The organism is Pseudomonas moorei, assembly GCF_008801475.1.
Taxonomy (GTDB): Bacteria; Pseudomonadota; Gammaproteobacteria; order Pseudomonadales; family Pseudomonadaceae; genus Aquipseudomonas; species Aquipseudomonas moorei.
In genome coordinates this window covers 369,961-394,072 of the sequence record NZ_VZPP01000003.1, presented here as the reverse complement: position 1 = coordinate 394,072, position 24,112 = coordinate 369,961, and the positions used below count along the sequence as shown (strand labels likewise).

Here is a 24,112-nt window from a genome sequence, read left to right as displayed (position 1 = left end):
AGGCGGGGCTATGACTTCCTTGAGCACTCATCATCAAGACAAGGCGACGTTTCTTGAGCGCCTGATTTTCAACAACCGCCCGGCAGTGATCACGATCTGCCTGCTGGTCAGCATCTTCCTGTTCTGGCAGGCGACGCTGATCAGGCCATCGACCAGCTTCGAGAAAATGATCCCGCTCGAGCATCCGTTCATTCAAAAGATGATGGAGCACCGCAACGATCTGGCGAACCTGGGCAACACCGTGCGGATTTCCGTGGAAGCCACAGACGGCGACATCTTCTCCAAGGAATACATGGAGACCCTGCGTCAGATCAACGACGAGGTGTTCTACATTTCCGGCGTCGACCGTTCCGGCCTCAAGTCGCTGTGGAGCCCGAGCGTACGCTGGACCGAAGTGACCGAGGAGGGCTTCGCCGGTGGTGAGGTGATCCCGCAGAGTTACAACGGTTCGCAAGCCAGCCTCGACCTGCTGCGCAACAACGTGCTCAAGTCCGGACAGGTCGGGCGCCTGGTATCCAACGACTTCAAGTCGAGCATCGTCGACATCCCGCTGCTGGAGGCCTACCCGGACCCACAGGACCAGGGCAAGTTGCTGGCGCTGGACTACCGCAAGTTTTCCCACGAACTCGAAGACAAGATCCGTAACAAGTTCGAAGCGCAGAACCCCCACATCAAGATTCACATCGTCGGCTTCGCCAAGAAAGTGGGCGACCTGATCGATGGCCTGGTGATGGTGGTGATGTTCTTCGGCATCGCCTTCGTCATTACCCTGATCCTGTTGTACTGGTTCACCAACTGCATGCGCAGTACGGTGGCCGTGTTGAGTACGACGCTGGTGGCGGTGGTCTGGCAGCTCGGGTTGATGCACTTCTTCGGCTTCGGGCTTGATCCCTACTCGATGCTGGTACCGTTCCTGATCTTCGCCATCGGTATTTCCCATGGCGTACAGAAGATCAACGGCATTGCCCTGCAATCCAGTGATGCGGACAACGCCCTGACCGCTGCGCGCCGCACCTTCCGCCAACTGTTCCTGCCGGGGATGATCGCGATTCTCGCGGATGCGGTTGGCTTCATCACGTTGCTGATCATCGACATCGGCGTGATCCGCGAGCTGGCCATCGGCGCGTCCATCGGCGTAGCGGTGATCGTGTTCACCAACCTGATCCTCTTGCCGGTGGCAATTTCCTACGTCGGCATCAGCAAGCGCGCCGTCGAGCGCAGCAAGAAGGATGCTCACCGCGAACATCCGTTCTGGCGTCTGTTGGCCAATTTTGCCAGCGCCAAAGTCGCACCGGTCTCCATTCTGCTGGCGCTGATCGCCTTCGGTGGCGGCCTCTGGTACAGCCAGAACCTCAAGATCGGTGACCTTGACCAGGGCGCGCCGGAGCTGCGTCCGGACTCGCGTTACAACAAGGACAACAACTTCATCATCAACAATTACTCGACCAGCTCCGATGTATTGGTGGTGATGGTCAAGACCAAGGCTGAAGGTTGCTCGCGCTACGAAGCCATGGCGCCGATCGACGAACTGATGTGGAAGATGCAGAACACCGAGGGCGTGCAATCGGCGATCTCCCTGGTGACGGTGTCCAAGCAAATGATCAAGGGCATGAACGAGGGCAACCTGAAGTGGGAAACCCTGTCGCGCAACCCTGACGTGCTGAACAACTCCATTGCCCGGGCTGACGGTTTGTACAACAACAGCTGCTCGTTGGCGCCGGTGCTGGTGTTCCTCAACGATCACAAGGCCGAGACCCTGAATCGCGCCGTGCATGCGGTGCAGGAATTCGCCAAGGCCAACAACAAGGATGGCCTGGAATTCCTCCTCGCCGCCGGTAACGCCGGTATCGAGGCGGCCACCAACGAGGTGATCAAGGAATCCGAGCTGACCATCCTGATCCTGGTCTACATCTGCGTGGCGACCATGTGCATGATCACCTTCCGCTCCTGGGCGGCGACCTTGTGCATCGTGCTGCCGCTGGTGCTGACGTCGGTACTGGGCAACGCCCTGATGGCCTTCATGGGCATCGGCGTAAAAGTCGCGACGCTGCCGGTCGTGGCGCTCGGGGTGGGGATTGGCGTGGACTACGGGATCTACATCTACAGCCGCCTGGAAAGCTTCCTGCGTGCCGGTCTGCCGCTGCAAGAGGCTTACTACCAGACGCTGAAGTCCACCGGTAAGGCCGTACTGTTCACCGGCCTGTGCCTGGCCATCGGCGTGTGCACCTGGATCTTCTCGGCCATCAAGTTCCAGGCCGACATGGGCCTGATGCTGACCTTCATGCTGCTCTGGAACATGTTCGGTGCACTGTGGCTGCTGCCAGCACTGGCACGCTTCCTGATCAAGCCGGAGAAACTGGCGGGGCAGAAGGGCAATTCGCTGTTTGCTCACTGATCCACGAAGAAATGAAAAAGCCGCAACCCTGGTTGCGGCTTTTTTGTTTCTCAAATTCCACCTCAAATCCTGTGGGAGCCGGCTACCGGCGAAGCGGTTCAACCGTCGGCATGGATGCCGCTGATCCACCGCCATCGCTGCGATGCGGCGACCCGACGTCAGCGTCTACAGAAGGCTGTGGTCGTCAGTGCCCAGCACCACATTCAATGCGTTACGCGCATCGTCAAGTTGCACCAGGGTCGCATGTCGCGCACCCAACGCATCGCGATTCTCGATGGCGGTCAAAATCGCCTTGTGTCGTGGCAGCGCCAGTTCATGCAGGTTGGGCCGCTGGTTCGAGTGCTTCAACGCTTCGGCAATGGCCACCGAGAGCATGTTGCACAGGTTGGCCAGCAAGTCGTTGTGGGTCGCATCGGCGATGCGACTGTGGAAGTCCAGGTCCGGTTGCAACAGCGCTTCCGGCGTTGGCGCGGCTTCCATGCGTTGATAGGCCTCAGCGATGGATGCGATGTCGGCCTCCGTGGCGAATTGCGCGGCCAGTGCGGCGGCGGCCGGTTCGATGATGCTGCGCACGCTGGTCAGCAGATCGAAGAACTGGTTCTGCGGACTGCTTTGCATCAGCCAATGCAGCACGTCCGGATCAAGCATGTGCCAGTCTTTGCGCGGTTTGACCACCGTGCCGACCCGTGGACGGGAATACACCAGGCCTTTGGCGACCAACACCCGAGTGGCTTCGCGCAACACCGGCCGGCTGACGGCATATTCCTCGCACAACAGGGCTTCGGCGGGCAGTTTGTCATCGGGCTTGAAGCGTCCGGAGACGATCTGCATGCCCAGTTCCTGGACGATGCGCGAATGCATGCTTTTGCGGTCGGAAGGTTTGCGGTAGTCCATGGGGAATGGCGCGGTCCTGTGCGATGGAGATGCCGGGCATGATAACAGGCGCGGCGGGTGACGGTCGCTAGCGCCGGTTTTTGACTGGCGCAGAACGACCGTAGGAGCGAGCCTGCTCGCGATGGACTTGAAGGCGACGCGTGCTTTCAGTCAGGGCGCGTCATCGTTTACGTCCATCGCGAGCAGGCTCGCTCCTACAGGGGGGTGGGGTTAGTGGGAGTGACGTGGCACTTCAGCCCCTCGGCAGCCGACCAGGAAATCGAAGTCGCAACCCTGATCCGCCTGCAAGACATGGTCGATGTACAACTGGCGATAACCGCCCACCAACAATGGCTGAGGCGGTTGCAGGTCCGCCATGCGTGCGGCCAGTTCGGCGTCCGGGATGTCCAGGTGCAGGCGGCCACTGGTGCAATCGAGTTCGATCCAGTCACCTTCCTTCACCGCCGCCAAGGGGCCGCCCGCCGCCGCTTCCGGCGCTACGTGCAGGACAACGGTGCCATACGCCGTGCCGCTCATGCGTGCGTCGGATATGCGCACCATATCGGTCACGCCCTGGGCCAACAGTTTGGCTGGCAGGCCCATGTTGCCGACCTCGGCCATGCCCGGATAACCCTTGGGTCCGCAGTTTTTCATGACCAGTATCGAGTTGGCGTCGACGTCCAGCTCCGGGTCGTTGATCCGCGCCTTGTACATATCGAAGTTCTCGAACACCACCGCACGCCCGCGATGTTGCATCAATTCCGGTGTGGCAGCAGAAGGCTTGAGTACGGCACCGAGGGGCGCCAGGTTGCCGCGCAATACGCAGATGCCACCGTCGGCGCGAATCGGGTTGTCGAGGGTGCGGATCACTTCATCTTCGCCGTAGATCGGTGCGTCCCTGGTGTTCTCGCCGATGGACTTGCCGTTGACGGTCAAGGCGTTCGGGTTCGGGATCAGATTGGCCTCGCCGAGACGGCGCAACACCGCCGGCAAACCACCGGCGTAGTAGAACTCTTCCATCAGGAAACGCCCGGAGGGCTGTAGGTCGACGATGGTCGGCATGCCGCGCCCGATGCGGGTCCAATCGTCGAGATCCAGTTCCACGCCGATGCGGCCGGCAATGGCTTTGAGGTGGATCACGGCGTTGGTCGATCCGCCAATGGCGGCATTGACGCGAATAGCGTTTTCGAAGGCTTCCCGGGTCAGGATCTTCGACAGTTTCAGGTCTTCGCGGACCATTTCCACGGCGCGCATGCCGGACATGTGTGCCAGCACATAACGCCGCGCATCGACGGCTGGAATCGCCGCGTTGTGGGGCAGGGAAGTGCCCAGCGCTTCAGCCATGCAAGCCATGGTCGAGGCGGTGCCCATGGTGTTGCAGGTGCCGGCGGAGCGCGACATGCCGCCCTCGGCTGCAAGGAAATCATCGATCGTGATGGTGCCGGCCTTGACCTGTTCGCTGAGCTGCCAGACTACCGTGCCCGAGCCAATGTCCTTGCCCTTGTGTTTGCCGTTGAGCATCGGTCCGCCGGTGACGACGATGGCCGGCACGTCGCAACTGGCCGCGCCCATCAACAGCGCCGGGGTGGTTTTATCGCAGCCGGTCAGCAGCACCACGCCGTCAATCGGGTTGCCGCGAATGGCTTCTTCCACGTCCATGCTGGCCAGGTTGCGGGTGAGCATGGCGGTGGGGCGCAGGTTCGATTCGCCATTGGAGAACACCGGGAATTCCACGGGGAAACCACCGGCCTCGATCACGCCGCGTTTGACGTGCTCGGCAATCTGGCGGAAATGCGCGTTGCACGGCGTCAGTTCCGACCAGGTGTTGCAGATGCCGATGATCGGCTTGCCGTGGAACTGGTGGTCGGCGATGCCCTGATTCTTCATCCAGCTGCGGTACATGAAGCCGTTCTTGTCGGCCGTGCCAAACCATTGGGCGGAGCGCAGGGTGGGTTTCTTATCAGACATGATCGATTCTCTTATTGTATGACTATATGGTTCAAGCTTGCGCCTAACATAAGCGTAAATTGACCTGTTTGGAAGTGTTGTTGGGTAATTAGTATTACTATATAGTTGCTTTCAACGGAGGGATGGCCCTGACGGTTTTCCGTGAGAGGCGTCTCCCGAGGTTCTATAAAAACAACAATCGGAGACCGATCTCATGAGCCAGGAACTGCGGCTTGTTCGCCGCATCACGCTGAAACTGATTCCCTTCCTGATCCTGCTGTACCTGATCGCCTATGTGGATCGCTCCGCCGTGGGCTTCGCCAAATTGCACATGGGCGCCGACATCGGCCTGGGCGATGCGGCTTACGGTCTAGGCGCAGGGCTGTTCTTCATTGGTTACTTCCTGCTGGAAATCCCCAGCAACCTGATGCTCGACCGCTTCGGTGCGCGGCGCTGGTTCGCGCGGATCATGATCACCTGGGGCGCCATCACCATCGGCATGGCCTTCGTCCAGGGGCCGAACAGCTTCTATGTAATGCGTTTCCTGCTCGGTGCAGCCGAAGCCGGGTTCTTCCCGGGCGTTCTCTACTACATCACCCAGTGGTTCCCGGTGCGCCATCGCGGCAAGATCCTCGGGCTGTTCATCCTGTCCCAACCCATCGCGATGATGATCACCGGGCCGGTGTCCGGCGGATTGCTGGGCATGGACGGCGTGCTCGGACTGCATGGCTGGCAATGGTTGTTCATCGTCATTGGCACCCCGGCGATCCTGCTGACCTGGCCGGTGCTGCGTTACCTGCCGGACGGCCCGCAACAGGTGAAATGGATGGACCAGTCCGAGAAAGACTGGCTGACCGGCGAGCTGAAAAAAGACCTGGAACAGTACGGCCAGACCCGCCACGGCAACCCCTTGCATGCCCTCAAGGACAAGCGTGTGTTGTTGTTGGCGCTGTTCTACCTGCCGGTGACGCTGAGCATCTATGGCCTGGGCCTGTGGCTGCCGACGCTGATCAAGCAATTTGGCGGCAGCGATCTGGTGACCGGGTTCGTTTCATCGGTGCCGTACATTTTCGGAATCATCGGCTTGCTGATCATTCCGCGCAGTTCCGACCGTCTGAACGATCGCTACGGCCACCTCGCGGTGCTTTATGTATTGGGTGCCATCGGCTTGTTCTTCAGCGCCTGGCTGTCGGTGCCGGTGCTGCAGCTGGCAGCGCTTTGCCTGGTGGCATTCGCGCTGTTTTCCTGCACGGCGATCTTCTGGACCTTGCCCGGCCGCTTCTTTGCCGGCGCCAGCGCAGCGGCGGGGATTGCCTTGATCAACTCGGTGGGCAACCTCGGCGGCTACATCGGCCCGTTTGTGATCGGTGCGCTCAAGGAATACACCGGCAACCTGGCCTCGGGTTTGTACTTTCTGTCCGGCGTCATGCTGTTCGGCCTGGTGCTGACCGGCGTGGTCTATCGCCTGCTGGAACGCAAGCACGTGCTGCCGGCCGATGAGTTTGCCGCCAGTGCCCGCGGCGCAACCCGCACCTGACCCATAACTGGAAATCACCACTATCCCTGTGGGAGCGGGCTTGCCCGCGATAGCAATCTATCTGGCACATGAATGTTGAATGTGCTGCCGTCATCGCGGGCAAGCCCGCTCCCACAGGGAGTCAGGTGCGCCCGAGTTCTGTGTTTACAGGAGAGATTCATGCGTCTGGTTCAGTTCGAATTGAGTAACGGCGAGCGTCGGGTTGGCGTCGTCGAGCAAGGAATGGTGCGTGAGGTGCAGGACGCGCGCACGGTTCGTGACCTGGCACTGGCGGCGATCGAGGCCGGGGTCAACCTCGAGCAGCAAGTGAAAAAACTGGGGCTGGGGATCAGCCATGACTACGCCGAACTGCTGGCGCAACTGCGCATCCTGCCGCCACTGGATCATCCCGACCCGGCGCACATGCTGATCAGCGGCACCGGACTGACGCACCTGGGCAGCGCTTCGGCCCGGGACAAAATGCATCAGCAGGCTGGTGACGAAACGGCGATGACCGACACCATGCGCATCTTCAAGTGGGGCGTGGAGGGCGGTAAGCCCGAAGCGGGTGAGGCCGGCGTGCAGCCTGAATGGTTTTACAAGGGCGACGGCAGCATTGTCGTGCGTCCAGGCGAGCCGTTCCCGTTGCCGCTGTTTGCCGAAGATGCTGGTGAAGAGCCTGAAATCAGCGGCCTGTATGTCATCGGCCACAATGGCAAACCCTATCGCCTAGGTTTTGCCGTGGGCAACGAGTTCTCCGATCACGTGATGGAACGCAAGAACTACCTGTATCTGGCCCATTCAAAATTGCGCAGTTGCAGCTACGGGCCGGAACTGCGAGTCGGCGATCTGCCGCAGCACCTGGCCGGTACCAGCCGCATCCTGCGGGACGGTGAAGTGCTGTGGCAGAACGAGTTCCTCAGCGGCGAAGCGAACATGTGCCACAGCCTGGCCAACCTGGAATATCACCATTTCAAGTACAGCCAGTTCCTGCGCCCGGGGGACGTGCACATTCATTTCTTCGGCACCGCGACCCTGTCGTTCGCCGAGGGTGTGCGCACCCGTCCTGGTGACGTGTTCGAAATCAGTCAGGCCGAGTTCGGCGCGCCATTGATCAATGGCATTTCGCCGGTCGAAGCGGTATTCGAACCCGGCTCCGTCGGCACCTTGTGAGGCGTTACCCATGACCCGGATTCTTGGCCACAACTACATCGGCGGCCAGCGCAGCGCGCTGGGCACCGTCAAACTGCAGAGTGTCGACGCCGAAACGGGCGAAGCGCTGCCCCATGATTTCTACCAGGCGACACCGGAGGAGGTCGATGCCGCCGCCAAGGCTGCGGCCCTGGCGTACCCTGCTTATCGCCACTTGAGCGCCGAGCGTCGCGCGCAGTTTCTCGAAGCCATCGCCGATGAACTCGATGCCCTGGGTGACGCGTTCGTGACGCTGGTTTGCCGTGAAACCGCGCTGCCAGCGGCACGGATCATCGGCGAGCGCGGCCGCACCAGCGGGCAGATGCGTTTGTTCGCCAAGGTGCTGCGGCGCGGCGACTTCTACGGGGCGCGCATCGACCAGGCGCTGCCTGAGCGCCAACCGCTGCCGCGACCCGATCTGCGCCAGTACCGCATCGGCCTCGGGCCGGTGGCAGTGTTTGGAGCGAGCAATTTTCCCCTGGCCTTTTCCACCGCGGGTGGCGATACCGCTGCGGCACTGGCCGCCGGTTGCCCGGTGGTGTTCAAGGCCCACAGTGGACACATGGCCACGGCGGAGCAGGTGGCCGATGCCATCGTCCGCGCGGCGCAAAAGACCGGGATGCCGACCGGCGTTTTCAACATGATCTACGGCGCTGGCGTCGGCGAAGCACTGGTCAAGCATCCGGCCATTCAGGCGGTGGGCTTCACCGGTTCGCTCAAGGGCGGCAGGGCGCTGTGCGACATGGCGGCGGCGCGTGCACAACCGATACCGGTGTTCGCCGAGATGTCGAGCATCAACCCGGTGATCGTGCTGCCCCAGGCACTGCAAGAGCGCACGGAAACCATTGCCCGTGGCCTGTCGGCTTCCGTGGTTCAGGGCTGTGGTCAGTTCTGCACTAACCCCGGCCTTGTTATCGGTATCCGTTCGCCGCAGTTCAGCGCGTTCCTCAAATTGCTCGCCGACATGATGGCCGATCAACCGGCGCAAACCATGCTCAACGCCGGAACCCTGGGCAGCTATGGCAAGGGCCTGCAAAAGCTTTCCGGTCATCCGGGCATCGAGCACCTGGCGGGCAAACCGCAACAAGGTCATCAAGCGCAGCCGCAACTGTTCAAGGCAGATGTCAGCTTGCTGATCAACGGCGACAAGGTACTGCAAGAGGAAGTGTTTGGCCCGACCACCGTAGTGGTGGAAGTGGCCGATCAGGCACAACTGCACGCTGCATTGAATGGGCTGCACGGTCAGTTGACCGCGACGATCTTGGGTGAACAGGCTGACTTTGAACAGTTCGGTGAGCTCACGGCCTTGCTGGAGCAGAAGGTCGGGCGAATCCTGATCAACGGCTATCCCACCGGTGTCGAGGTGTGCGATTCGATGGTGCATGGCGGGCCGTATCCGGCGACGTCGGACGCTCGCGGCACGTCGGTGGGCACCCTGGCCATCGACCGTTTCCTGCGCCCGGTGTGCTTCCAGAATTACCCGGACAACCTGCTGCCGGAGGCGTTGCAGAATGCTAATCCGCTGGGCATTCAGCGCCTGGTGGATGGCAAGCCCTCCCGCGACGCGATCTGATCGCGGGTGACAGTCCCCGTGGGAGCGGGCAAGCCCGCATCCACGGATTGTGTGGAACAGTCCGCAAACCCATGAGCTATCATTGCGTCTTTCCCTTCCAAAGATTGAATGCCATGACTGCTGCCACTGACACCTTACTCAACGTCCTCGAACACTGCGGTATGGTGGAAATCGACGGGCTGCACGCCTTCGAATTTTCCCTCGACGAGGACGACAACCTGCACATCGAATGCATGGACGGTCGAGCGGCCAAGCATTGGGAGTTCACGCCGGCGCAAATCCAGGCCGCTAGCTTCGACAGCACTTTGCAAAGCTGGTTGATCACGGGTGATTCTGGTGAACATCGCCTGGTTTGCCTCGGTGACGTCATTGGCGGTGACAACGATGACGATGATGAAGACGATGAAAATGAGGATGCGTAACTTCTGGCCATTGTTCATGGCCGGCAGCATCGGTGCGATGGGCGTTCAAGTCGCTTCTGCCGAGGACTATCAACTGCTGGTGGGTTCGTACACCGCCGGACAAAGCCAGGGCCTCTATCGGCTGCATTTCGACAGCGCGACCGGGCAGATCGACGCCAAACCCCTGCAAGTGGTCAAAAGCGAAAATCCCTCCTGGCTGACCCTGTCAAAGGATCAGCGTCGTCTGTTCGTGGTCAATGAAAACGGCCCCGGCCAGACCGATCCGGTAGGGCGAGTGAGCAGCTACGCAATCGACCCCAAGACCCATGAGCTGAGCCTGATCAATCAGGTGCAGAGCCTGGGCAATGAACCGACGCATTCGAGCCTCAGCGCTGACGCCAGCCATCTGTTTGTCAGCAACTACTCGGTGGCCGAAGATCCCGGTGGCACCCTGGCGGTGTTACCGGTGAGTGCCGACGGTGCGCTCAAGCCGGTGGTGCAGATGAGCAGCCATCCGGCCAGTCGGGTCAATCCCGAGCGGCAGATGTCGGCGCACGTGCATTCGACGGTCTCGGCGCCGGATGGCCGATACGTGTTCTCCAATGACCTGGGCGCGGACAGGGTTTTTGCCTACCGTTTCGATCCCAAGGCCAACCCGGACCTGCCATTGACCCCGGCCAAGCCGGCGTTCGTCCAGTTGCCTGCCGGCAGCGGGCCACGGCATTTGCTGTTCAGCGCCGATGGCAAACGCGCCTGGCTGACCATGGAGATGAGTGCACAGGTGGCGGTGTTCGATTACCGGGACGGCTCGCTGGTGCAGACGCAGATGGTCGACCTGGCGGCCGGCCAGCCGGTCTCGGACAAGGCTGCCGCCGCGTTACATGCCTCGGCAGACGGCAAATTCCTTTACGTCAGCAACCGTGGCACCGCCAATCAGTTGCTGGTGTTCGCCATCGACCCTGCAACCGGCCACCTCAAGGAGCTGCAACGTCGTTCGGTGGAAGGCGACCACCCGCGTGAGTTCAGCCTCGATCCCAGTGGCAAATTTGTGCTGATCGCCAATCAGAAGAGCAACCAGATTGTCGTCGTCGAGCGCGATGCCAAGACCGGTTTGCTGGGTAAAACCGTGCAAAAGTTGCCGATGGACGCCCCGAGCGATCTCAAGTTTTTGCTGCGACAATAGGCCGCAGGCCCCGGTCCAAGGGGCCTGCGCTGTTCTATCAATGAGGCTGATATCTGGTAATGCTGCAAAGCATTTCAAGACGGCGCCCCTCGAAGGTTAAGTTTGCTTCACGGCCCCACCGGGCAAGCAAGCCAACTGACTTCGAGGAATACCGCCATGAACTTCAATCTCTTCTCCGTAATCGCCGCTTCCGCCATCTCTGCTTCCGTTGCCCTGCCAGCCAGTGCCAACGTTGAAATCAGCGAGAAAAAATCCCACACCCAGAGCTACACCCAGAAATACCTGCAGCAGAGCGCCAACTTCTACGCCGCGCTGGATCACAAAGCCCAACACTGAAAGCTACTTCCTGCCCCCTTTATGCAGGAGCCAAGTCACTTGCCAATCGATCGTCCGCGGACCGAAAGGCGTAGAAGTGATGTCGCTCCTGCATAACGCATTTACGACAGCATCAAATAGCCATCAATCTTCTGCTTGATATCACTCCACTGCACGTTTAAATTTGACGCTGATTTTTTGACTCCTTCTCAAGAAAAAGGATCGACAAGATGGCGATGCGTCTGGCTGTGGTGCTGCTGTTTCTCTATTCCACCCCTATTTTATCGGCTGCACAGCCCATTCCCGGCGAGCCTGACGCTGCCCGTGAACGCCTGATGAGTTTTATTGAAGACTGAAATAGTCTGCTTCAATGATCAACGAAGCTGATAGTTGCTATAGATCGGACTCGTTGGTTATCCGCGCTTTTTTGATCGATCCTGTGGACATTGAAACATGCCCACGGAGAACATCATGGCCCGCGCAATCATCACTTCTGCCAAACATGGCGCCTACATGGCTATCGGTCTTTACCTGGTCATGGTGCTGGCGGTCAGTCTTTCGCCGCAGTCGCAACAATCCTTCGAAGCGCCGATTCAAGTCGCGCATCCCGGCATCCAGTTTGAACACCGCGCCCAACAGGCGATGGTCGATCAGGCTGATCTCGCGGGAGTCGGCGGAGCATGAACAGATGCAAGCTTTTGGTCGTTGCCTTTCTGGCATTCATCACCAATGGATTTTCCTTGCTGGGGATCGGGCAAGGTTCGATAGGCGGGGTGGCACGAGCCATCGAGGCCAACCACAGCATCGCGCGTAACATCGAGACCGCCAAGGCCATGGGGATGCTGGCCGGTAATCCGCCGGTCGAACCTGAAAGCGGCTTTTTCGGGCCGTTCGAAGTGGACTGCTCGATGATCGGAATGTGTGAAGTGCTGGCCTGAATCACTGAATCACTGAATCACTGAATCACTGAATCACCATGATCCCTGTGGGAGCGAGCCTGCTCGCGATGGTCGTTAACGATGACGCTGAGCACCTGTCACCGCGCGGCGCTCTCAGGTTTTTCGCGAGCAGGCTCGCTCCTACAGAGGGGCGCGTTTATTTCGCCATGATCGACGTAAACAATGTCGACTCGATAAACCGCTGCAACCAGGCCTGCAATCGCCGATAAGGCGTCTGCGCGAACCACTCGCGATCGACATGGGCGAATTGCCGAACGAACGGCATCAACGCCACGTCGGCGAGGCTGGGATGATCGGCCAGCAAGCAGGCGTGACCCTCGAGCATCTGGTCGAGCTTGCGCAAGAACACCTCGCCCTCGGCGCGGTAAAACTCCATTGCATGCTCGGGGTAGCGTTCGGCGTATTTGTAGCGATTGAGCTGCACCTTGAACGCCTGGTCGTTTTCCTCGATCAGTGCGGCAATGGTCAGCTGTCCTTGGGGATCATCCTTGAGCAACCAGTCCTGCGGGTCATTCTGCGCCAACGCCCAGCGCATGATTTCCAGGCTTTCATCGATGACCTGGCCGTCCACGTCCAGCACCGGCACCGTGCCTTTGCTCGACAGCGCGAGCATTTCGGCGGGTTTGGCCTTCAGACTGACTTCGACAATGCTGACCTCAACCCCGGAGTAGCGCAGGGCCATGCGCGCCCGCATGGCGTACGGGCAGCGGCGGAAGGAATAGAGCGTGGTCATTTCACCTCCAGGGTGCTGAGGCCGTTGCCTTGCCGACGGACCTGAATCTGTACCGGAATCCGTTCATGCATTTCCTGCACGTGGGAAATGACCGCGACCTTGCGGCCCTGGGCCTGCAGGCCGTCGAGGGCGTCCATGGCCAGTTGCAGGGATTCCGGGTCGAGGCTGCCGAAGCCTTCGTCGATGAACAGCGATTCGATTTTCAGCGTGCTTGACGCCATCGATGCCAGGCCCAGCGCCAGCGCCAGCGACACCAGGAAGGTCTCGCCACCGGACAACGAATGCACCGAACGCAGTTCGTCGCCCATCTCGGTGTCCATCACCAGCAACCCCAGCATGCTGCCGCCGCGCTTGAGGCGATAGCGGCGCACCAGTTGGCGCAGTTGCACGTTGGCGTGATGGACCAGCAAGTCGAGGTTGTAGGCCTGGGCGATCTTGCGGAAGGTGTCGCCGGTGGCCGAACCGATCAACGCATTCAAACGCGCCCAGCGCTGGAATTCGGCGTAGGCGTCGGCAATCTGTTGCGCCAGGGCCTGATTGGCGTTTTGCCGGCGCTGGTCCTCTGCCTGTTCGGCACGTAACTCGGCACAGCGCTGTTCGCTGAGGCCGAACTGGTTTTGCAGGTCGGTGAGGGCGCTGGCGAGTTGCTCGGCGTCGAGGTTGCCATTGTGCTGGGCCTGATGATCGGCCAGGCGCTGGTCACGTTCCTGCAGCAGCACCTTGGCCTGTTCGATGGCTTTTTCGCTGTTCTGCAAGCGCTGGCGTAGCTCGCTGACGTACGTGTCATCGACCCGCAGCAGGTCTTCGAGACCGCCGTCATCCAGCTCGGGATGACGCGCGCGCCAGTCAGCAATCTTCTGCGTCAGCTCGTTGTCTTCGCTCTGCAGCGCTTGCAAACGCTCCTGTTGTGCCTTGAGTTCCGCGCCAATCCGCACGTATTGCGTGCGCACGTTCTGCAGTTCCGAAGCCGTGGCGGTTTCGGCGTTGCGCGCCTGCTCCACGGCCTGTTCCAGTTGCTGTTGCCAGTGCTCGGCGCTGCTGTGTTCGCCCAGCAGTTGCGCGAGTTTCGCTTGACAGGCCTGTTGCTGTTCGGCCAGAGCACTGAACTGCTGCTCGGCGCTTTGCAGCTGCTGTATGCGGCTGAGCTGGCGATCCTGTTCCTTCTCCAGCGTCTGCTGACATTGCTGCTGTTCGGCCAGTTCTTCCTTTTGCTGATCGACTTGCGCCAGGCGCTCGGCGATCTGCCGATCCAGCTGCATGAAGGTTGCCGCCGGCTCGACGCGCAAGGCCTCGAGGGTTTCGGCCGGCAGCAGGCTGGCGAACGTGGTGAGTTCCTCGTCGAGGCGCTGACGGTCGCTGCTCAGTTCGCGTTGTTGATTGCTCAGGTGCTGCGCTGCTTGCTGATGCGCGGTCTCGGTATTGCGCAGTTGCTGGGTCAGGCGCGCGGCATCCTGCTGCAGGGTGAGCAGGGCGCTTTGGCGTTGTTCGTCCTGGGTGATGCTCTGGTTCAACTGATCGTTTTGCCGGGTCAGCCAGGCGTCGCGCTTGTCGGCGTCCTGATTGAACAACGAAGTGCCCAGCGGGTGCGCCTCCAGGCTCGGCGCCAGTGCCTGGAGTTGGGCGGTCAATTGTTCTTGCTGTTGCAGCAGCTCTTTCTGCCGGGCGATCACACCACCGACTTCGGCGCGCAGCTCGGTGAGCTTTTCCTTGAGCTGATCCACCGCCTGCTGGGCCGAGGCCTGCTCATTTTCGTCGTGGCGACCCAGGCTTTGCAGCAGTGCTTCAGGCTGATGATACGGGTGCTCGTTGCTGCCGCAGACCGGGCAGGGCTGGTCGTCTTGCAACTGCGCGCGCAACTCTTCGACACTGGCGCTGCGGGCCAGACGCTGGCGTTCGAGCAGTTCACGGGTGACGTTGAGGGTTTGTTCGGCGACGCTGAGTTCGGCTTTGGTTTTGACCCCGTCCTGGGTCAGGCGCTCGCGCTCCTGTTGCGCATCGAGCAGTCGCTGGTGCCGCTCGGCGCCGCGTTTTTCCAGCTCCTGCTGACTGGCCCAGAGCCGCGTCATGTCTTCAATGGCGCGCAGTTGTTTACGATTGTCCTGCAACAGGTTGCCAAGGATACCGATCTGCTCGGCAACCGCATCCGGCTCGGCGCCGGCCTCTTTGAACAGCACTTCCAGTTGCTGTTTTTGCGTGTTCAGTGCTTCGGCGCTTTGCGCCGCCTTCTGTTCGAGGGTGGCCAGTTCGGCCTGGCCCTTGTTCAGTCGATTGCCAATCAGCATCAGCTGTTGCAGGCGATCGCGGTAGGCATTCCACGCATCGCTCAACGGCGCCAGATGGGTGCTCTGTTCCAGCTCGGTGGCCATTTTTTGCAGGCGTTCAGCGACCTGGGCCTGTTTGACCTGCAAGGTTTCAATGCCGCTCTGGCCTTGCGTGCAGGCCTGCTCGGCGGACTGTCGGGCGTCGGCGCTGAGGGCGGTGTCCTTGGCGAGGCGGGCGAGGGTGCTTTGCTCCTCGAACGCCTGACGCAGCAGCGGGGCGCTTTCGCTGTGCCGCTGCTGCGCTTCGCTCAGGGCGTTTTTCGCCGAATCGAGGGTTTGCTCCAGTTGCGTCTGGCGTTCGCTGAGTTCGCCGTGTTGGCGGGTATGTGTAGCAATCTGTGCAGCCAGTGGCGTCAGTTGCGCATCGAGTTCCGTCTTGCGCGCGAACTGGTGACGTTGCGGGGCGAGTTGTTCAAGGCGCGTGAGCTTGAGGCGTTCGCCGGCCAGACCTTCCCACTGTTGTTGCGAACTGTGCAGTTGCTCGGCGGCCGCTTGTTGCGCGTCCTGCAACTGACGCAAATCCTTGAGCCAGGTGTGTTGCTGCTCCAGCTGCTTGATTTGCGCCTGCTGCAACTTCAGCTGTTGCTGCGCTTCGTTGAAGCGTTCATCCAGCTCTGCACGGGCTTCGGGCGACAGCGGGGTGACACCGCTGGCCTGGTCCTGCAGCAGCTTGTGCGCCTCGCGGGCCTCTTTGGTCTTGTCGAAGGCCCGACGGCCGAGACGGGTGTAGAGCGCCGTGTCGGTGAGTTTTTCCAGCAGTTCGCTGCGGTCGTTGTCATCGGCCTTGAGAAAGGCGCTGAACTCGCTTTGGGCCAGCAGCACGGCACGGGTGAACTGTTCGAAATTCAGGCCCAGGGCGGCTTCGAGTTGCGTCTTGTATTCGCCTTTCTGGCTGGCCAGCAGTTGATCCTGATCGATGTCACGCAGGCTCTGGCGACTGGCCTGCAGCTTGCCACCGGCCTTTTCCCGGGCGCGGTTGGCTTCCCAGCGTGCGCGATAGCGGCGGCCGTCGACACCGACGAAATCCACTTCGGCATAGCCCTCACCGGTGCCGCGACGCAGCAGGGTACGCGGGTCACCGGTGCCGATTTCGCCATCGGCGTCCGGCACCTTGGCGTCGCGGCCGGTGTTGTTCAGCCGCGGCACGGCACCGAACAAGGCCAGGCACAGGGCATCGAGCAAGGTGCTTTTGCCGGCGCCGGTCGGTCCGGTGATGGCGAACAGGCCGGCACTGGCCAGGGGTTCGGCGGTGAAGTCGATTTCAAAGGGCCCGGCCAGGGAGGCGAGGTTTTTCAGGCGGATCGCGAGGATCTTCATGGCTGTTCGCCCTCCATCTGCACGTCTTGCAGCAGCTCGGCAAAGTCCTTGAGGGTTTGCTCGTCGACTTCGCTGCCGTAATTGTCCTGCCAGGCCCGGCTGAACAGTTCCTGCGGGGTGAGCTGGTCCAGTTCGATCAGCGCCGCACCGTCCTCGGTGCCGTCACGACTGCCATTGCCGGCGTATTCGGCGGCGATGCGCACCAGTCGCACAGCCTTGCCTAGCAGGGCGCTTTCCACTTGATGGCGCAAGTCGGGTTGCGGTTCGTCGAGGCGCACCCGGACTTCAAGCCAGGGTTGGCGCTGCAAGTCGGCGAGCAGGTCGATGTTCGGCAAGTCCGCCAATTGCAACAGGATCTCCGCCAGCGGCGCCGGGCCGAGACGCTGCAGGTTCACCGCACGGGGAATGAGTCTGGGTTCGACGCTGACCAGGGTTTCGCCGTCGAGGGTGATGTCGAGAATCTGGTGCTGGTAGCCGATCTCCGAGAACGACAACGGAATCGGCGAGCCGCTGTAGCGAATGCGCTTCTCGCCGTTGACCTTTTGCGGCTTGTGCAAATGTCCGAGGGCCACGTAGCTGATGCTTGGCCCGAACAGGCTGGCGGGCAGGGCTTCGGCGTTGCCGATGATCAGGCTGCGCTCGGAGTCTTCCGACACCGAACCACCGGCCATGTGCGCATGGCTGATGGCGATCAGTGCCTGGCCCGGCTGACGTTTGGCGTTGGCCGCTTCGATCAGCCATTCATGAACCTGGCCAATGCCGCGCAGGTAGTTGTCGCCCAGATGCGCGCCGGTCACTTCCGCCGGGCGCAGGAACGGCAGCGCCAGGCACCAGCCGGCGATTTCACCGCTAGCGTCCGGCAGAGGCAGCAACAGGCGTTCGGCGTCCAGTTGCCCGTCATCGAGCCACAACACGCGACCCAGGGCATGGGTGCGCAAGCGGCGCATCAAAGGCGCGGGCAGTTCGATCCGCGATCCGGAATCATGGTTGCCGGCAATCATCACGATGGTCAGCGACGGCTGCTGCTCGTGGGCGCTGACGATGAAGTCGTAGAGGCGTTCCTGGGCTTTGACCGGCGGGTTGACCGTGTCGAAGATATCGCCGGCGATCAGCAGCACATCGGGCTGATCCAGCTTGAGCTGACGCAACAGCCAGTCGAGAAAACAACCGTGCTCGAAATCGCGATCCTGGCCGTGCAGGTTCTGCCCGAGGTGCCAGTCGGAGGTGTGGAACAGACGCAAGGGCAACTCCGCTAGATAAAAGGTGATGGCCGCGGGGACACATGACGCGGCGAAAGGGGAGAGAGTTTACTGGCAAAAAAACACGATCGCACCGCGAACCTGTGGCGAGGGAGCTTGCGCCCGCCGGGCTGAGAAGCGGCCCCACATTCGAATACCCAATGATAACGGGTCAAGGCTTTGCGGTTGCTTCGCAACGGAGCGGGAGCGAGCGCCCTCGCCACAAAAGCTTCCTGCCATAAAGACGGGTGTTTATTTGGGATAAAGCGGCGGCAAACCACTGTCACCCACCGGGTCCTGGACCCGCTCGGCAATCGGGATGGTGCGGATCGCCCGCCACAGCTCTTCGCCTTGCCAGTGTTGGCCGGTTTCGCTGTAGAGCGCGCCGTTCAAGCCGTCGAGGGCGTCGGACAGTGGCACGAAGCGGGCGGCCATGTCGGCCAGGGTTTCCGGTTGCTGTCGGGCCCAGGCGTCGAGGGCCTGGCGCGTGGCGTGGGGATCGTTGGCCTGGCAGGCACGCTTGAGGTCGTCGAGTACGGTGCGCGGGCTCGGGCCGGTCTGTGCGGCTCGCGCGATTGCCGGTTGCCAGCGCGCGCGCCACCACAGGCCAAAGCCCAGCAGCGTCGTGCAAGCGAGGATCAGGGTGCTGAGTTTCCAGCGCCGCAGGGTTTCGTTGTCGACAGTGGCGTTGGCCGGTGAGTTGCCGGCCGGCGTGTCGACCACTAGGCTCGGATTGGCCGCGACCTGCAGGGTTCGGGCCGGCAGGCTGGTGTGTTCCAGATGGTCTTCAAAGGTGTTCCACCAGACCACTTCGACCGACGGCAGCTCGATCGGTCCGCTACGGACCGGTACCAGCGCCTCACGGTCTTCACGACTGCCGACCAGGCCGCGGTCGTTGTTCTGGTTGCCCAGCACCGGTTGGTCCGGATAACGACGCAGACCACTGGCCTCCGTACCTGGCAATGGCGGAAGTTGCGAACTGCCCAGGCCTTCGGCCTTGACGATCAGGCTGCGGGTCAGCGAGTCACCGACCTGGACATGCTCCGGTTCCGGGTTCCAGTGCTCGCTCAGGGTCAGGCTGCGTGCCGGCAGCCATGGCAGGTCGGCGGGGTAGGTGATGGGCTTGGCCTTGACCGTCAGCAGCAGTTCGCTGGAGCTGACGCGCATCAGCTTGCCGGATTTCGGCGATTGCGGTGTGGCGTCCGGGGCGGGCTGTGCATCCACCAGGGCGGCATTGAAGGTTTGCGCCGGGATGATCAGTTCGCCACTGTGCTGCGGATAGATCGCATAGCGCATTTCGATCACGCCATGGCGCACGCCGTTGATGTCTTTCTCGTAGGTGCGCGATTCGCCGAGCTGCTCGATGCGTGCATCCGGAATCTGCAGTGGCGGCAGGCTGCTGTCGTCGTACAGCGACACCGAATGGTAGATGCGCAAGGTCAGGACTGCCTGAGCCTGCACGTACACGCTGTTCTGGTCGAGGCTGGCGTCGATGAAGACCGGGGCCTGTTTGTTCGGGTTGTCCTGGGTTTGGCTTTCCACCACTTGCACGGTGATCGGCTGGCTCTCGACGTCACCCAGCTTCAACGGCGGAATCACTACGCTGCCATTTTCTTTGGGCAGCAGGGTGACGATCCAGCGTGTGGTGGCGCGGTTGTCGCCGCTGAGGGTGTTCAACTGGTTGACCTGACGTGTGCCACGCACCTCGAAAAGTGGTTCCAGCGGCGTCAGGTCCGGCTTGCCGAACTGCGTGACGTCGGAGGACTCCAGGGTCAGTTCGATTGTCTCTCCGGAGCTCAGGCGGGTGCGATCGACGCTGGCGACCAGCTCGGCTGCCTGGGCCTGAGCGGTGCAGATCAGCAAGGCCGGCATCGAGGCGAGCATGTAGGCGGTGAAGCGGGTCATCGAGTTTTTCCCTGATCCTGATGTTGTTGCTGTTCGTACCAGAATTTGCGTCTGAGCAATTCGCCGGGGTCATCCGGGATCTGCCTCAGCCACTGCTCCAGCGCCTGCTGTTGTTCGCCTTCGATGCTGTCGTTGGCCGGGCGCATGGGCGGTGTGGTGTGCTGTTCATCCCCCAGTTCGCTGCCCGGTACTTCATTGCTGCCGGGGCGGGTCGGGCGGGCTGGTGGTTGTTCGGTGGCGGATTGGGCGTCCTCGCTTTCGGCCTTCGGTTCGCCCGTGCCCGACGGTTGCGTCGAGGTGGCGCCGGACGGTGATTCCTGGGGCGGCGTCTGCGGCTCTTCAGTGGAGGCCTTGTCCGGCTCGGCGGCAGGCGGGGTCTGTTGCTGCTTGATCAGGGCTTCCACCAGTGCCTTGTTGGTCAGGGCCGGGCGCAAGTCCGGCTGGCGCTCCAGCGCCTGATCGTAGGCGTCCAGCGCGGCTTCCAGTTCGCCATTTTTGGCCAGGGCATTGCCACGATTGTAGTGGGCGTGGGCGTCATTGCCTTCGGCGAACCGCTGGGCGGCGCCGGTGTAATCACCGGCCTCGTAAAGGGCCACACCTTGCCATTGGCGATCTTCGAAATGTTGTGCCGCTTCTGCCGGGCGTTTCTGCTTGAGCAGGTGTTGACCCTGTTGGTCGGGGCGCAGCCACAGGTCCTGAAAGTCGAAGGCATAGCTCGACTGTGGCAATGCCAGCAACAGCGGCAGGCAGAACAGCCAGCCGCGACGGCCGGCGCAGGCCGCCAGCAACAACAAGGGCAGCAGCAGCCAGTAACCCTGATCGGCCCAGGTGTCCAGGCGCAGGGTCTGACCGTCGTTGCGCAGGTTGCGCGGGCCGTCGAGCAGGCCGAGGGCGCGCAGGTCGGTATCGTCCAGGCGCGCCTGGCGATAATGTCCATCCAGGTCACTGGCGAAGGCTTTGAGGCCAGCGTCGTCCAGACGAGGCACCAGAATCGCGCCCTGTTCATCTTTGAGGAAACTGCCATCTTCCTGAGTGATCGGCGCACCTTCGGCGGTGCCGATGCCGAGCATCAGAAACTGCGTTGATTTGCCGCTCAGCGCGCGGCGAATCCCCAAGCGTTCCTGCTCCGTGAGAGATGAACCAATCAACAGGATCCGGCCATCGCCGAGGGCGGCCTGTTGCAGCAAGGTCAGGGCCTTGGCCACCGCGAGGTCGGCGCGATGGCCGGCTTCGGGCATCAGCGACGGCTTGAGGGCATCGAGCAGATTGTGGCTGGTGGCCAAATCATCCGACAGGGGGACGAGGGCGTGCGCACTGCCGGCGTATACGACGATGGCCGTCTGCGCATCACTGCGATTTTGCAGCAGGTCGAACAGCTTGCGCCGGGCCTGCTCCAGGCGGTTGGGCTGAACGTCGGCGGCGAGCATCTCCGGGGTCAACTCCAGCAGCACCACCAATGGGTCGGCGGGTTTCTGGCTCAGTTGCTCGACACGTTCCCAGCTCGGGCCCAACAGTGCGAACACGGTCAGCAGCCAGGCCACGCCAAGGGCGATCCACGGCAGTTTGCTGTCGCGTCCGTTGCCACCACTGAGCAATGCCGAGTGGAAGGCGGGCGGCAGAATCATCTGCCAGCGCCCGGCACGTTTCTGCCGATGCCAGAGTTGCCAGAGCAACCAGCCAAGCAATGGCAGCAACAGCAGCCACCAGGGGCGGAACCAGTAGGGCCAGAGTGCGCTCATCGACGCCTCCGCAGACGCAGGCGCTTGAGCCGCTCGCGCCAGTCAGGCAGTTGCGTTTGCAAAAACAGATCCTTGGTAAACAGGCGGTGCAAGGGGGTATCCGGCCAGAGTTCGCGGGCCACCAACAGCATGCTCAATAACAGTGCCAGCGCCAAAGGCCACTGATACAACGTCTGAGCCGGGCGGGCCTGGGTCGGTTGCTGGGCCACGGGCTCCAGTCGGTCGAGAGTCTCCTTGATCGCTTGCAGCTCCTTGCCGTCACGGGCCCGGAAGTATTGGCCGCCCGTGGTTTCGGCGATGGCTCTGAGGGACGGTTCGTCCAGATCCAGGCTCGGGTTGATCCCGAGGAACCCCGGGGTGCCACTTTGCTCCGGGTCGGCGCCGATGCCGATCGGGTAGATTTTCACCCCTTCCTTGGCCGCCAGGCGCGCTGCGGTGAGCGGGTCGATCTGGCCGGCGTTGTTGGCGCCGTCCGTCACCAGAATCAATACGCGGCTTTGTGCCGGACGCTGGCGCAAGCGCTTGATGGCCAAGCCAATGGCGTCGCCGATGGCGGTGTTCTTGCCGGCGATGCCGATACGCGCTTCGTCGAGCCAGACACGCACCGTGTGGCGGTCGAACGTCAGGGGCGCTTGCAGGTACGCCTGGCTGCCGAACAGGATCAGGCCGACCCGATCACCTTCGCGGCTTTCCAGGAAATCACCGAGCAAATGCTGGACCAGCGCAAGGCGGCTGACATCGTCGTCCTGCCATTGCATGTCGGGGAAGTCCATGGAACCGGACACATCCACCGCCACCAGCAGATCGCGGCCGCTGGCAGCAATCGGCAACGGTTCGCCCAGCCATTGCGGACGCGCGGCGGCGGTCAGCAACATCAGCCACAGCAGCATGAACGGTGCCTGTTGGCGCCAGGCCGGCAGGTTGGCGCGAGCGCGGCGCCGGGCCAGGCCTTCGAGGTCATTGAGGAAACTGACCTTGAGCGCCGGCTCGCCGCTGTCGGCCACCGGCAACAGTATGCGCATCAGCCACGGCAGGGGCAGCAGGACGAAGATCCACGGCCAGGCGAACTCAAACATGTTTGCGAATCCAGATTTCGACGGCTTGGGTCAGGCCGGCAATGGCCTTGTCGTCGAGTTTGCATTCGGGCTTGTAGGCGCCTTCGACCAGCACCATCCAGCGGGTCAGGCCGGCTGCCGGGCAGCGGTTGTCCAGAAAGGCCAGCCATTTGCGTCCGTTGAGGGTGTGGCTCTGGCTGTAGGGATAGTGGTTTCGGCACAGGCGCTTGAGCAGGCCGTTGAGCTGTTGCAGCCAGGCGCCTGCGGGCGCGCCGTCGTAGGGCTTGGGCATCAACGCCAGTTCCGCCAGCGCGGCAAGGCGCACCGGGTCCAGTGGTTGCTCGGCGCGCACGACCGGGCGTTTGCCCGGCAGGAAGCGTCGCAGCTTCCACAGGCCGAAACCGATCAAAGGCAGCAACAACAGCAACAACCACCAGCCCGGCGCCGGTGGCCAGAACCCGATGGCGGGTGGGGTAATCAGCGGTTGCAGCTGATCGAGACTGTTCATCGGCCTTTCCCCGGTTTCTGCGGGTTCAGGTATTCGCGCAATTGTTCGACCATCTCGCTTTGGGTGCTCAGGGGCATCAACAACACGCGCAGTTTTTGTGCGAGCAATTCCCAACGGGCAATGCGCGCTTCGGCCTGGGCGCGGTAGGTCTGGCGCAGGTCGAAATTCAGCGTGTCGAGTTCCAGCTGAGCGCCACGTTCGGCAAAGCGCAACAGCCCGGCGGCGGGCAGGGCGTGATCCAACGGGTCGGACAGTGGCAGCAGCAACAGATCGCAATGGCGCGACAACAAACTCAACTGCTGTTCGGCGCTCTCGGACAGGGCCCGTTCGTCGCAGATCACGATCGCCAGGCTGCCCGGGCGCAACACTTCCCGGGCACGACGCAAGGCAATGCCGAAGGCATCGCGGGCCGGCTCGCTTTCGGTGTTCAGGGACTGGTTGACGCGCACCAGTCGGTTGAGCAATTGCAGCAGGCTCTGCTTGCTGCGCCGGGGTTTGATTTCGTAATGCTCGTTGTCGCCGAACACCAGTCCGCCGACCCGATCGTTATGACCCAGCGCGGCCCAGCCGATCAGGCTCGCGGCCTGGGCGGCGAGCACCGACTTGAACATCAGCCCGGAGCCGAAAAACAGCCGGCGGCTTTGCTCGACCATGATGAAGATCGGCCGCTCGCGTTCTTCGTGGAACAGTTTGGTGTGCGGCTCTTGCGTTCGCGCCGTGACGCGCCAGTCGATGGTGCGCACGTCGTCACCGGCCTGGTAGACCCGCACCTGATCGAAGTCCACGCCACGTCCGCGCAGCTTGGAGTGGTGCAGGCCGATCAGCGGGCTGCGCTGGCTCGGCGTGGAGAACAATTGCACTTCACGTAAGCGATGGCGCATCTCGATCAGCTCGGCGAGCGTGATGCGGATACCCGGTTGGGACGGCAGGGGGGCGTTCATCG

The 24,112-nt window shown here is 61.9% G+C and carries 20 protein-coding genes and 1 pseudogene; 11 read left to right on the top strand and 10 right to left on the bottom strand.

Annotated elements, in window-relative coordinates:
* Positions 1 to 10 precede the first annotated feature (10 nt).
* Positions 11 to 2,395 (top strand): efflux RND transporter permease subunit, encoded by a 2,385-nt coding sequence (locus tag F7R06_RS07145; protein ID WP_090320880.1) that lies wholly within the window; start codon positions 11 to 13, stop codon positions 2,393 to 2,395.
* Between the two features lie 165 nt (positions 2,396 to 2,560).
* Here F7R06_RS07145 and F7R06_RS07140 read toward each other — a convergent pair whose 3' ends face one another.
* Together F7R06_RS07140 and F7R06_RS07135 are read right to left on the bottom strand one after the other, a co-directional pair.
* Positions 2,561 to 3,289, bottom strand: a complete 729-nt coding sequence (locus F7R06_RS07140; RefSeq protein ID WP_090320883.1) for a FadR/GntR family transcriptional regulator — start codon at positions 3,287 to 3,289, stop codon at positions 2,561 to 2,563.
* 210 nt (positions 3,290 to 3,499) lie between these two features.
* Complete coding sequence (locus F7R06_RS07135) at positions 3,500 to 5,236, bottom strand: IlvD/Edd family dehydratase (protein ID WP_090320885.1); 1,737 nt, start codon at positions 5,234 to 5,236, stop codon at positions 3,500 to 3,502.
* A 193-nt stretch (positions 5,237 to 5,429) separates the two neighbouring features.
* On the opposite strand from F7R06_RS07135, the gene F7R06_RS07130 reads away from it, so the two are divergent.
* The 10 genes and pseudogenes from F7R06_RS07130 to F7R06_RS31045 form a co-directional block, all read left to right on the top strand.
* Positions 5,430 to 6,752: an MFS transporter gene (locus F7R06_RS07130; protein WP_090320887.1), complete on the top strand. Its 1,323-nt coding sequence runs from the start codon at positions 5,430 to 5,432 to the stop codon at positions 6,750 to 6,752.
* A gap of 159 nt (positions 6,753 to 6,911) precedes the next feature.
* Entirely contained in the window at positions 6,912 to 7,904 is a 993-nt protein-coding gene (gene araD1 / locus F7R06_RS07125; RefSeq protein WP_090320889.1) for an AraD1 family protein, read from the top strand.
* A 10-nt stretch (positions 7,905 to 7,914) separates the two neighbouring features.
* The gene (locus tag F7R06_RS07120) at positions 7,915 to 9,495 is read left to right on the top strand and encodes an aldehyde dehydrogenase (NADP(+)) (protein ID WP_090320892.1); all 1,581 of its coding nucleotides are present in this window, start codon (positions 7,915 to 7,917) and stop codon (positions 9,493 to 9,495) included.
* 71 nt (positions 9,496 to 9,566) lie between these two features.
* Positions 9,567 to 9,917 (top strand): DUF5629 family protein, encoded by a 351-nt coding sequence (locus F7R06_RS07115; RefSeq protein WP_090320894.1) that lies wholly within the window; start codon positions 9,567 to 9,569, stop codon positions 9,915 to 9,917.
* Positions 9,910 to 11,079: a lactonase family protein gene (locus tag F7R06_RS07110; protein WP_090320897.1), complete on the top strand. Its 1,170-nt coding sequence runs from the start codon at positions 9,910 to 9,912 to the stop codon at positions 11,077 to 11,079. The genes F7R06_RS07115 and F7R06_RS07110 overlap by 8 nt, the downstream gene beginning before the upstream one ends.
* A 156-nt stretch (positions 11,080 to 11,235) precedes the next feature.
* Complete coding sequence (locus F7R06_RS07105; protein ID WP_090320901.1) at positions 11,236 to 11,415, top strand: hypothetical protein; 180 nt, start codon at positions 11,236 to 11,238, stop codon at positions 11,413 to 11,415.
* Between the two features lie 209 nt (positions 11,416 to 11,624).
* Entirely contained in the window at positions 11,625 to 11,750 is a 126-nt protein-coding gene (locus tag F7R06_RS31220; RefSeq protein WP_281198154.1) for a hypothetical protein, read from the top strand.
* Between the two features lie 115 nt (positions 11,751 to 11,865).
* A complete protein-coding gene (locus tag F7R06_RS07100; protein WP_090320904.1) occupies positions 11,866 to 12,078 on the top strand; it encodes a hypothetical protein in 213 nt (70 codons plus the stop codon).
* Positions 12,075 to 12,332: a hypothetical protein gene (locus tag F7R06_RS07095; RefSeq protein ID WP_090320908.1), complete on the top strand. Its 258-nt coding sequence runs from the start codon at positions 12,075 to 12,077 to the stop codon at positions 12,330 to 12,332. The genes F7R06_RS07100 and F7R06_RS07095 overlap by 4 nt, the downstream gene beginning before the upstream one ends.
* Before the next feature lie 38 nt (positions 12,333 to 12,370).
* Positions 12,371 to 12,478: pseudogene (locus tag F7R06_RS31045) on the top strand (outer membrane lipoprotein carrier protein LolA); the annotation flags it as partial.
* 11 nt (positions 12,479 to 12,489) lie between these two features.
* Here F7R06_RS31045 and F7R06_RS07085 read toward each other — a convergent pair.
* The 8 genes from F7R06_RS07085 to F7R06_RS07050 form a co-directional block, all read right to left on the bottom strand.
* Positions 12,490 to 13,086, bottom strand: a complete 597-nt coding sequence (locus tag F7R06_RS07085; protein WP_090320914.1) for a glutathione S-transferase — start codon at positions 13,084 to 13,086, stop codon at positions 12,490 to 12,492.
* Complete coding sequence (locus F7R06_RS07080; protein WP_090320917.1) at positions 13,083 to 16,724, bottom strand: AAA family ATPase; 3,642 nt, start codon at positions 16,722 to 16,724, stop codon at positions 13,083 to 13,085. Before F7R06_RS07080 ends, F7R06_RS07085 begins: the two co-directional genes overlap by 4 nt.
* Entirely contained in the window at positions 16,721 to 17,965 is a 1,245-nt protein-coding gene (locus F7R06_RS07075; protein ID WP_090320920.1) for an exonuclease SbcCD subunit D C-terminal domain-containing protein, read from the bottom strand. Before F7R06_RS07075 ends, F7R06_RS07080 begins: the two co-directional genes overlap by 4 nt.
* Before the next feature lie 249 nt (positions 17,966 to 18,214).
* Positions 18,215 to 19,867 carry a BatD family protein gene (locus F7R06_RS07070; RefSeq protein ID WP_090320923.1) on the bottom strand — a complete coding sequence of 551 codons (1,653 nt, stop codon included), beginning with the start codon at positions 19,865 to 19,867 and terminating at the stop codon, positions 18,215 to 18,217.
* Complete coding sequence (locus F7R06_RS07065) at positions 19,864 to 21,606, bottom strand: tetratricopeptide repeat protein (protein WP_090320926.1); 1,743 nt, start codon at positions 21,604 to 21,606, stop codon at positions 19,864 to 19,866. Before F7R06_RS07065 ends, F7R06_RS07070 begins: the two co-directional genes overlap by 4 nt.
* A complete protein-coding gene (locus F7R06_RS07060; RefSeq protein WP_090320929.1) occupies positions 21,603 to 22,682 on the bottom strand; it encodes a vWA domain-containing protein in 1,080 nt (359 codons plus the stop codon). Before F7R06_RS07060 ends, F7R06_RS07065 begins: the two co-directional genes overlap by 4 nt.
* Entirely contained in the window at positions 22,675 to 23,169 is a 495-nt protein-coding gene (locus F7R06_RS07055; RefSeq protein ID WP_090320932.1) for a DUF4381 domain-containing protein, read from the bottom strand. Before F7R06_RS07055 ends, F7R06_RS07060 begins: the two co-directional genes overlap by 8 nt.
* Positions 23,166 to 24,110: a DUF58 domain-containing protein gene (locus tag F7R06_RS07050; protein ID WP_090320935.1), complete on the bottom strand. Its 945-nt coding sequence runs from the start codon at positions 24,108 to 24,110 to the stop codon at positions 23,166 to 23,168. Before F7R06_RS07050 ends, F7R06_RS07055 begins: the two co-directional genes overlap by 4 nt.
* Positions 24,111 to 24,112 lie beyond the last annotated feature (2 nt).

Bases quoted from the DNA above. Each gene is read 5' to 3' on its own strand.
- F7R06_RS07135 (WP_090320885.1), bottom strand. From the start codon at position 5,236: ATGTCTGATAAGAAACCCACCCTGCGCTCCGCCCAATGGTTTGGCACG.
- F7R06_RS07050 (WP_090320935.1), bottom strand. From the start codon at position 24,110: ATGAACGCCCCCCTGCCGTCCCAACCGGGTATCCGCATCACGCTCGCC.
- F7R06_RS07105 (WP_090320901.1), top strand. From the start codon at position 11,236: ATGAACTTCAATCTCTTCTCCGTAATCGCCGCTTCCGCCATCTCTGCT.
- F7R06_RS07130 (WP_090320887.1), top strand. From the start codon at position 5,430: ATGAGCCAGGAACTGCGGCTTGTTCGCCGCATCACGCTGAAACTGATT.
- F7R06_RS07085 (WP_090320914.1), bottom strand. From the start codon at position 13,086: ATGACCACGCTCTATTCCTTCCGCCGCTGCCCGTACGCCATGCGGGCG.
- F7R06_RS07095 (WP_090320908.1), top strand. From the start codon at position 12,075: ATGAACAGATGCAAGCTTTTGGTCGTTGCCTTTCTGGCATTCATCACC.
- F7R06_RS07055 (WP_090320932.1), bottom strand. From the start codon at position 23,169: ATGAACAGTCTCGATCAGCTGCAACCGCTGATTACCCCACCCGCCATC.
- F7R06_RS07100 (WP_090320904.1), top strand. From the start codon at position 11,866: ATGGCCCGCGCAATCATCACTTCTGCCAAACATGGCGCCTACATGGCT.
- F7R06_RS07140 (WP_090320883.1), bottom strand. From the start codon at position 3,289: ATGGACTACCGCAAACCTTCCGACCGCAAAAGCATGCATTCGCGCATC.
- F7R06_RS07110 (WP_090320897.1), top strand. From the start codon at position 9,910: ATGCGTAACTTCTGGCCATTGTTCATGGCCGGCAGCATCGGTGCGATG.
- araD1 (WP_090320889.1), top strand. From the start codon at position 6,912: ATGCGTCTGGTTCAGTTCGAATTGAGTAACGGCGAGCGTCGGGTTGGC.
- F7R06_RS07145 (WP_090320880.1), top strand. From the start codon at position 11: ATGACTTCCTTGAGCACTCATCATCAAGACAAGGCGACGTTTCTTGAG.
- F7R06_RS07060 (WP_090320929.1), bottom strand. From the start codon at position 22,682: ATGTTTGAGTTCGCCTGGCCGTGGATCTTCGTCCTGCTGCCCCTGCCG.
- F7R06_RS07070 (WP_090320923.1), bottom strand. From the start codon at position 19,867: ATGACCCGCTTCACCGCCTACATGCTCGCCTCGATGCCGGCCTTGCTG.
- F7R06_RS07065 (WP_090320926.1), bottom strand. From the start codon at position 21,606: ATGAGCGCACTCTGGCCCTACTGGTTCCGCCCCTGGTGGCTGCTGTTG.
- F7R06_RS07120 (WP_090320892.1), top strand. From the start codon at position 7,915: ATGACCCGGATTCTTGGCCACAACTACATCGGCGGCCAGCGCAGCGCG.
- F7R06_RS07115 (WP_090320894.1), top strand. From the start codon at position 9,567: ATGAGCTATCATTGCGTCTTTCCCTTCCAAAGATTGAATGCCATGACT.
- F7R06_RS31220 (WP_281198154.1), top strand. From the start codon at position 11,625: ATGGCGATGCGTCTGGCTGTGGTGCTGCTGTTTCTCTATTCCACCCCT.
- F7R06_RS07080 (WP_090320917.1), bottom strand. From the start codon at position 16,724: ATGAAGATCCTCGCGATCCGCCTGAAAAACCTCGCCTCCCTGGCCGGG.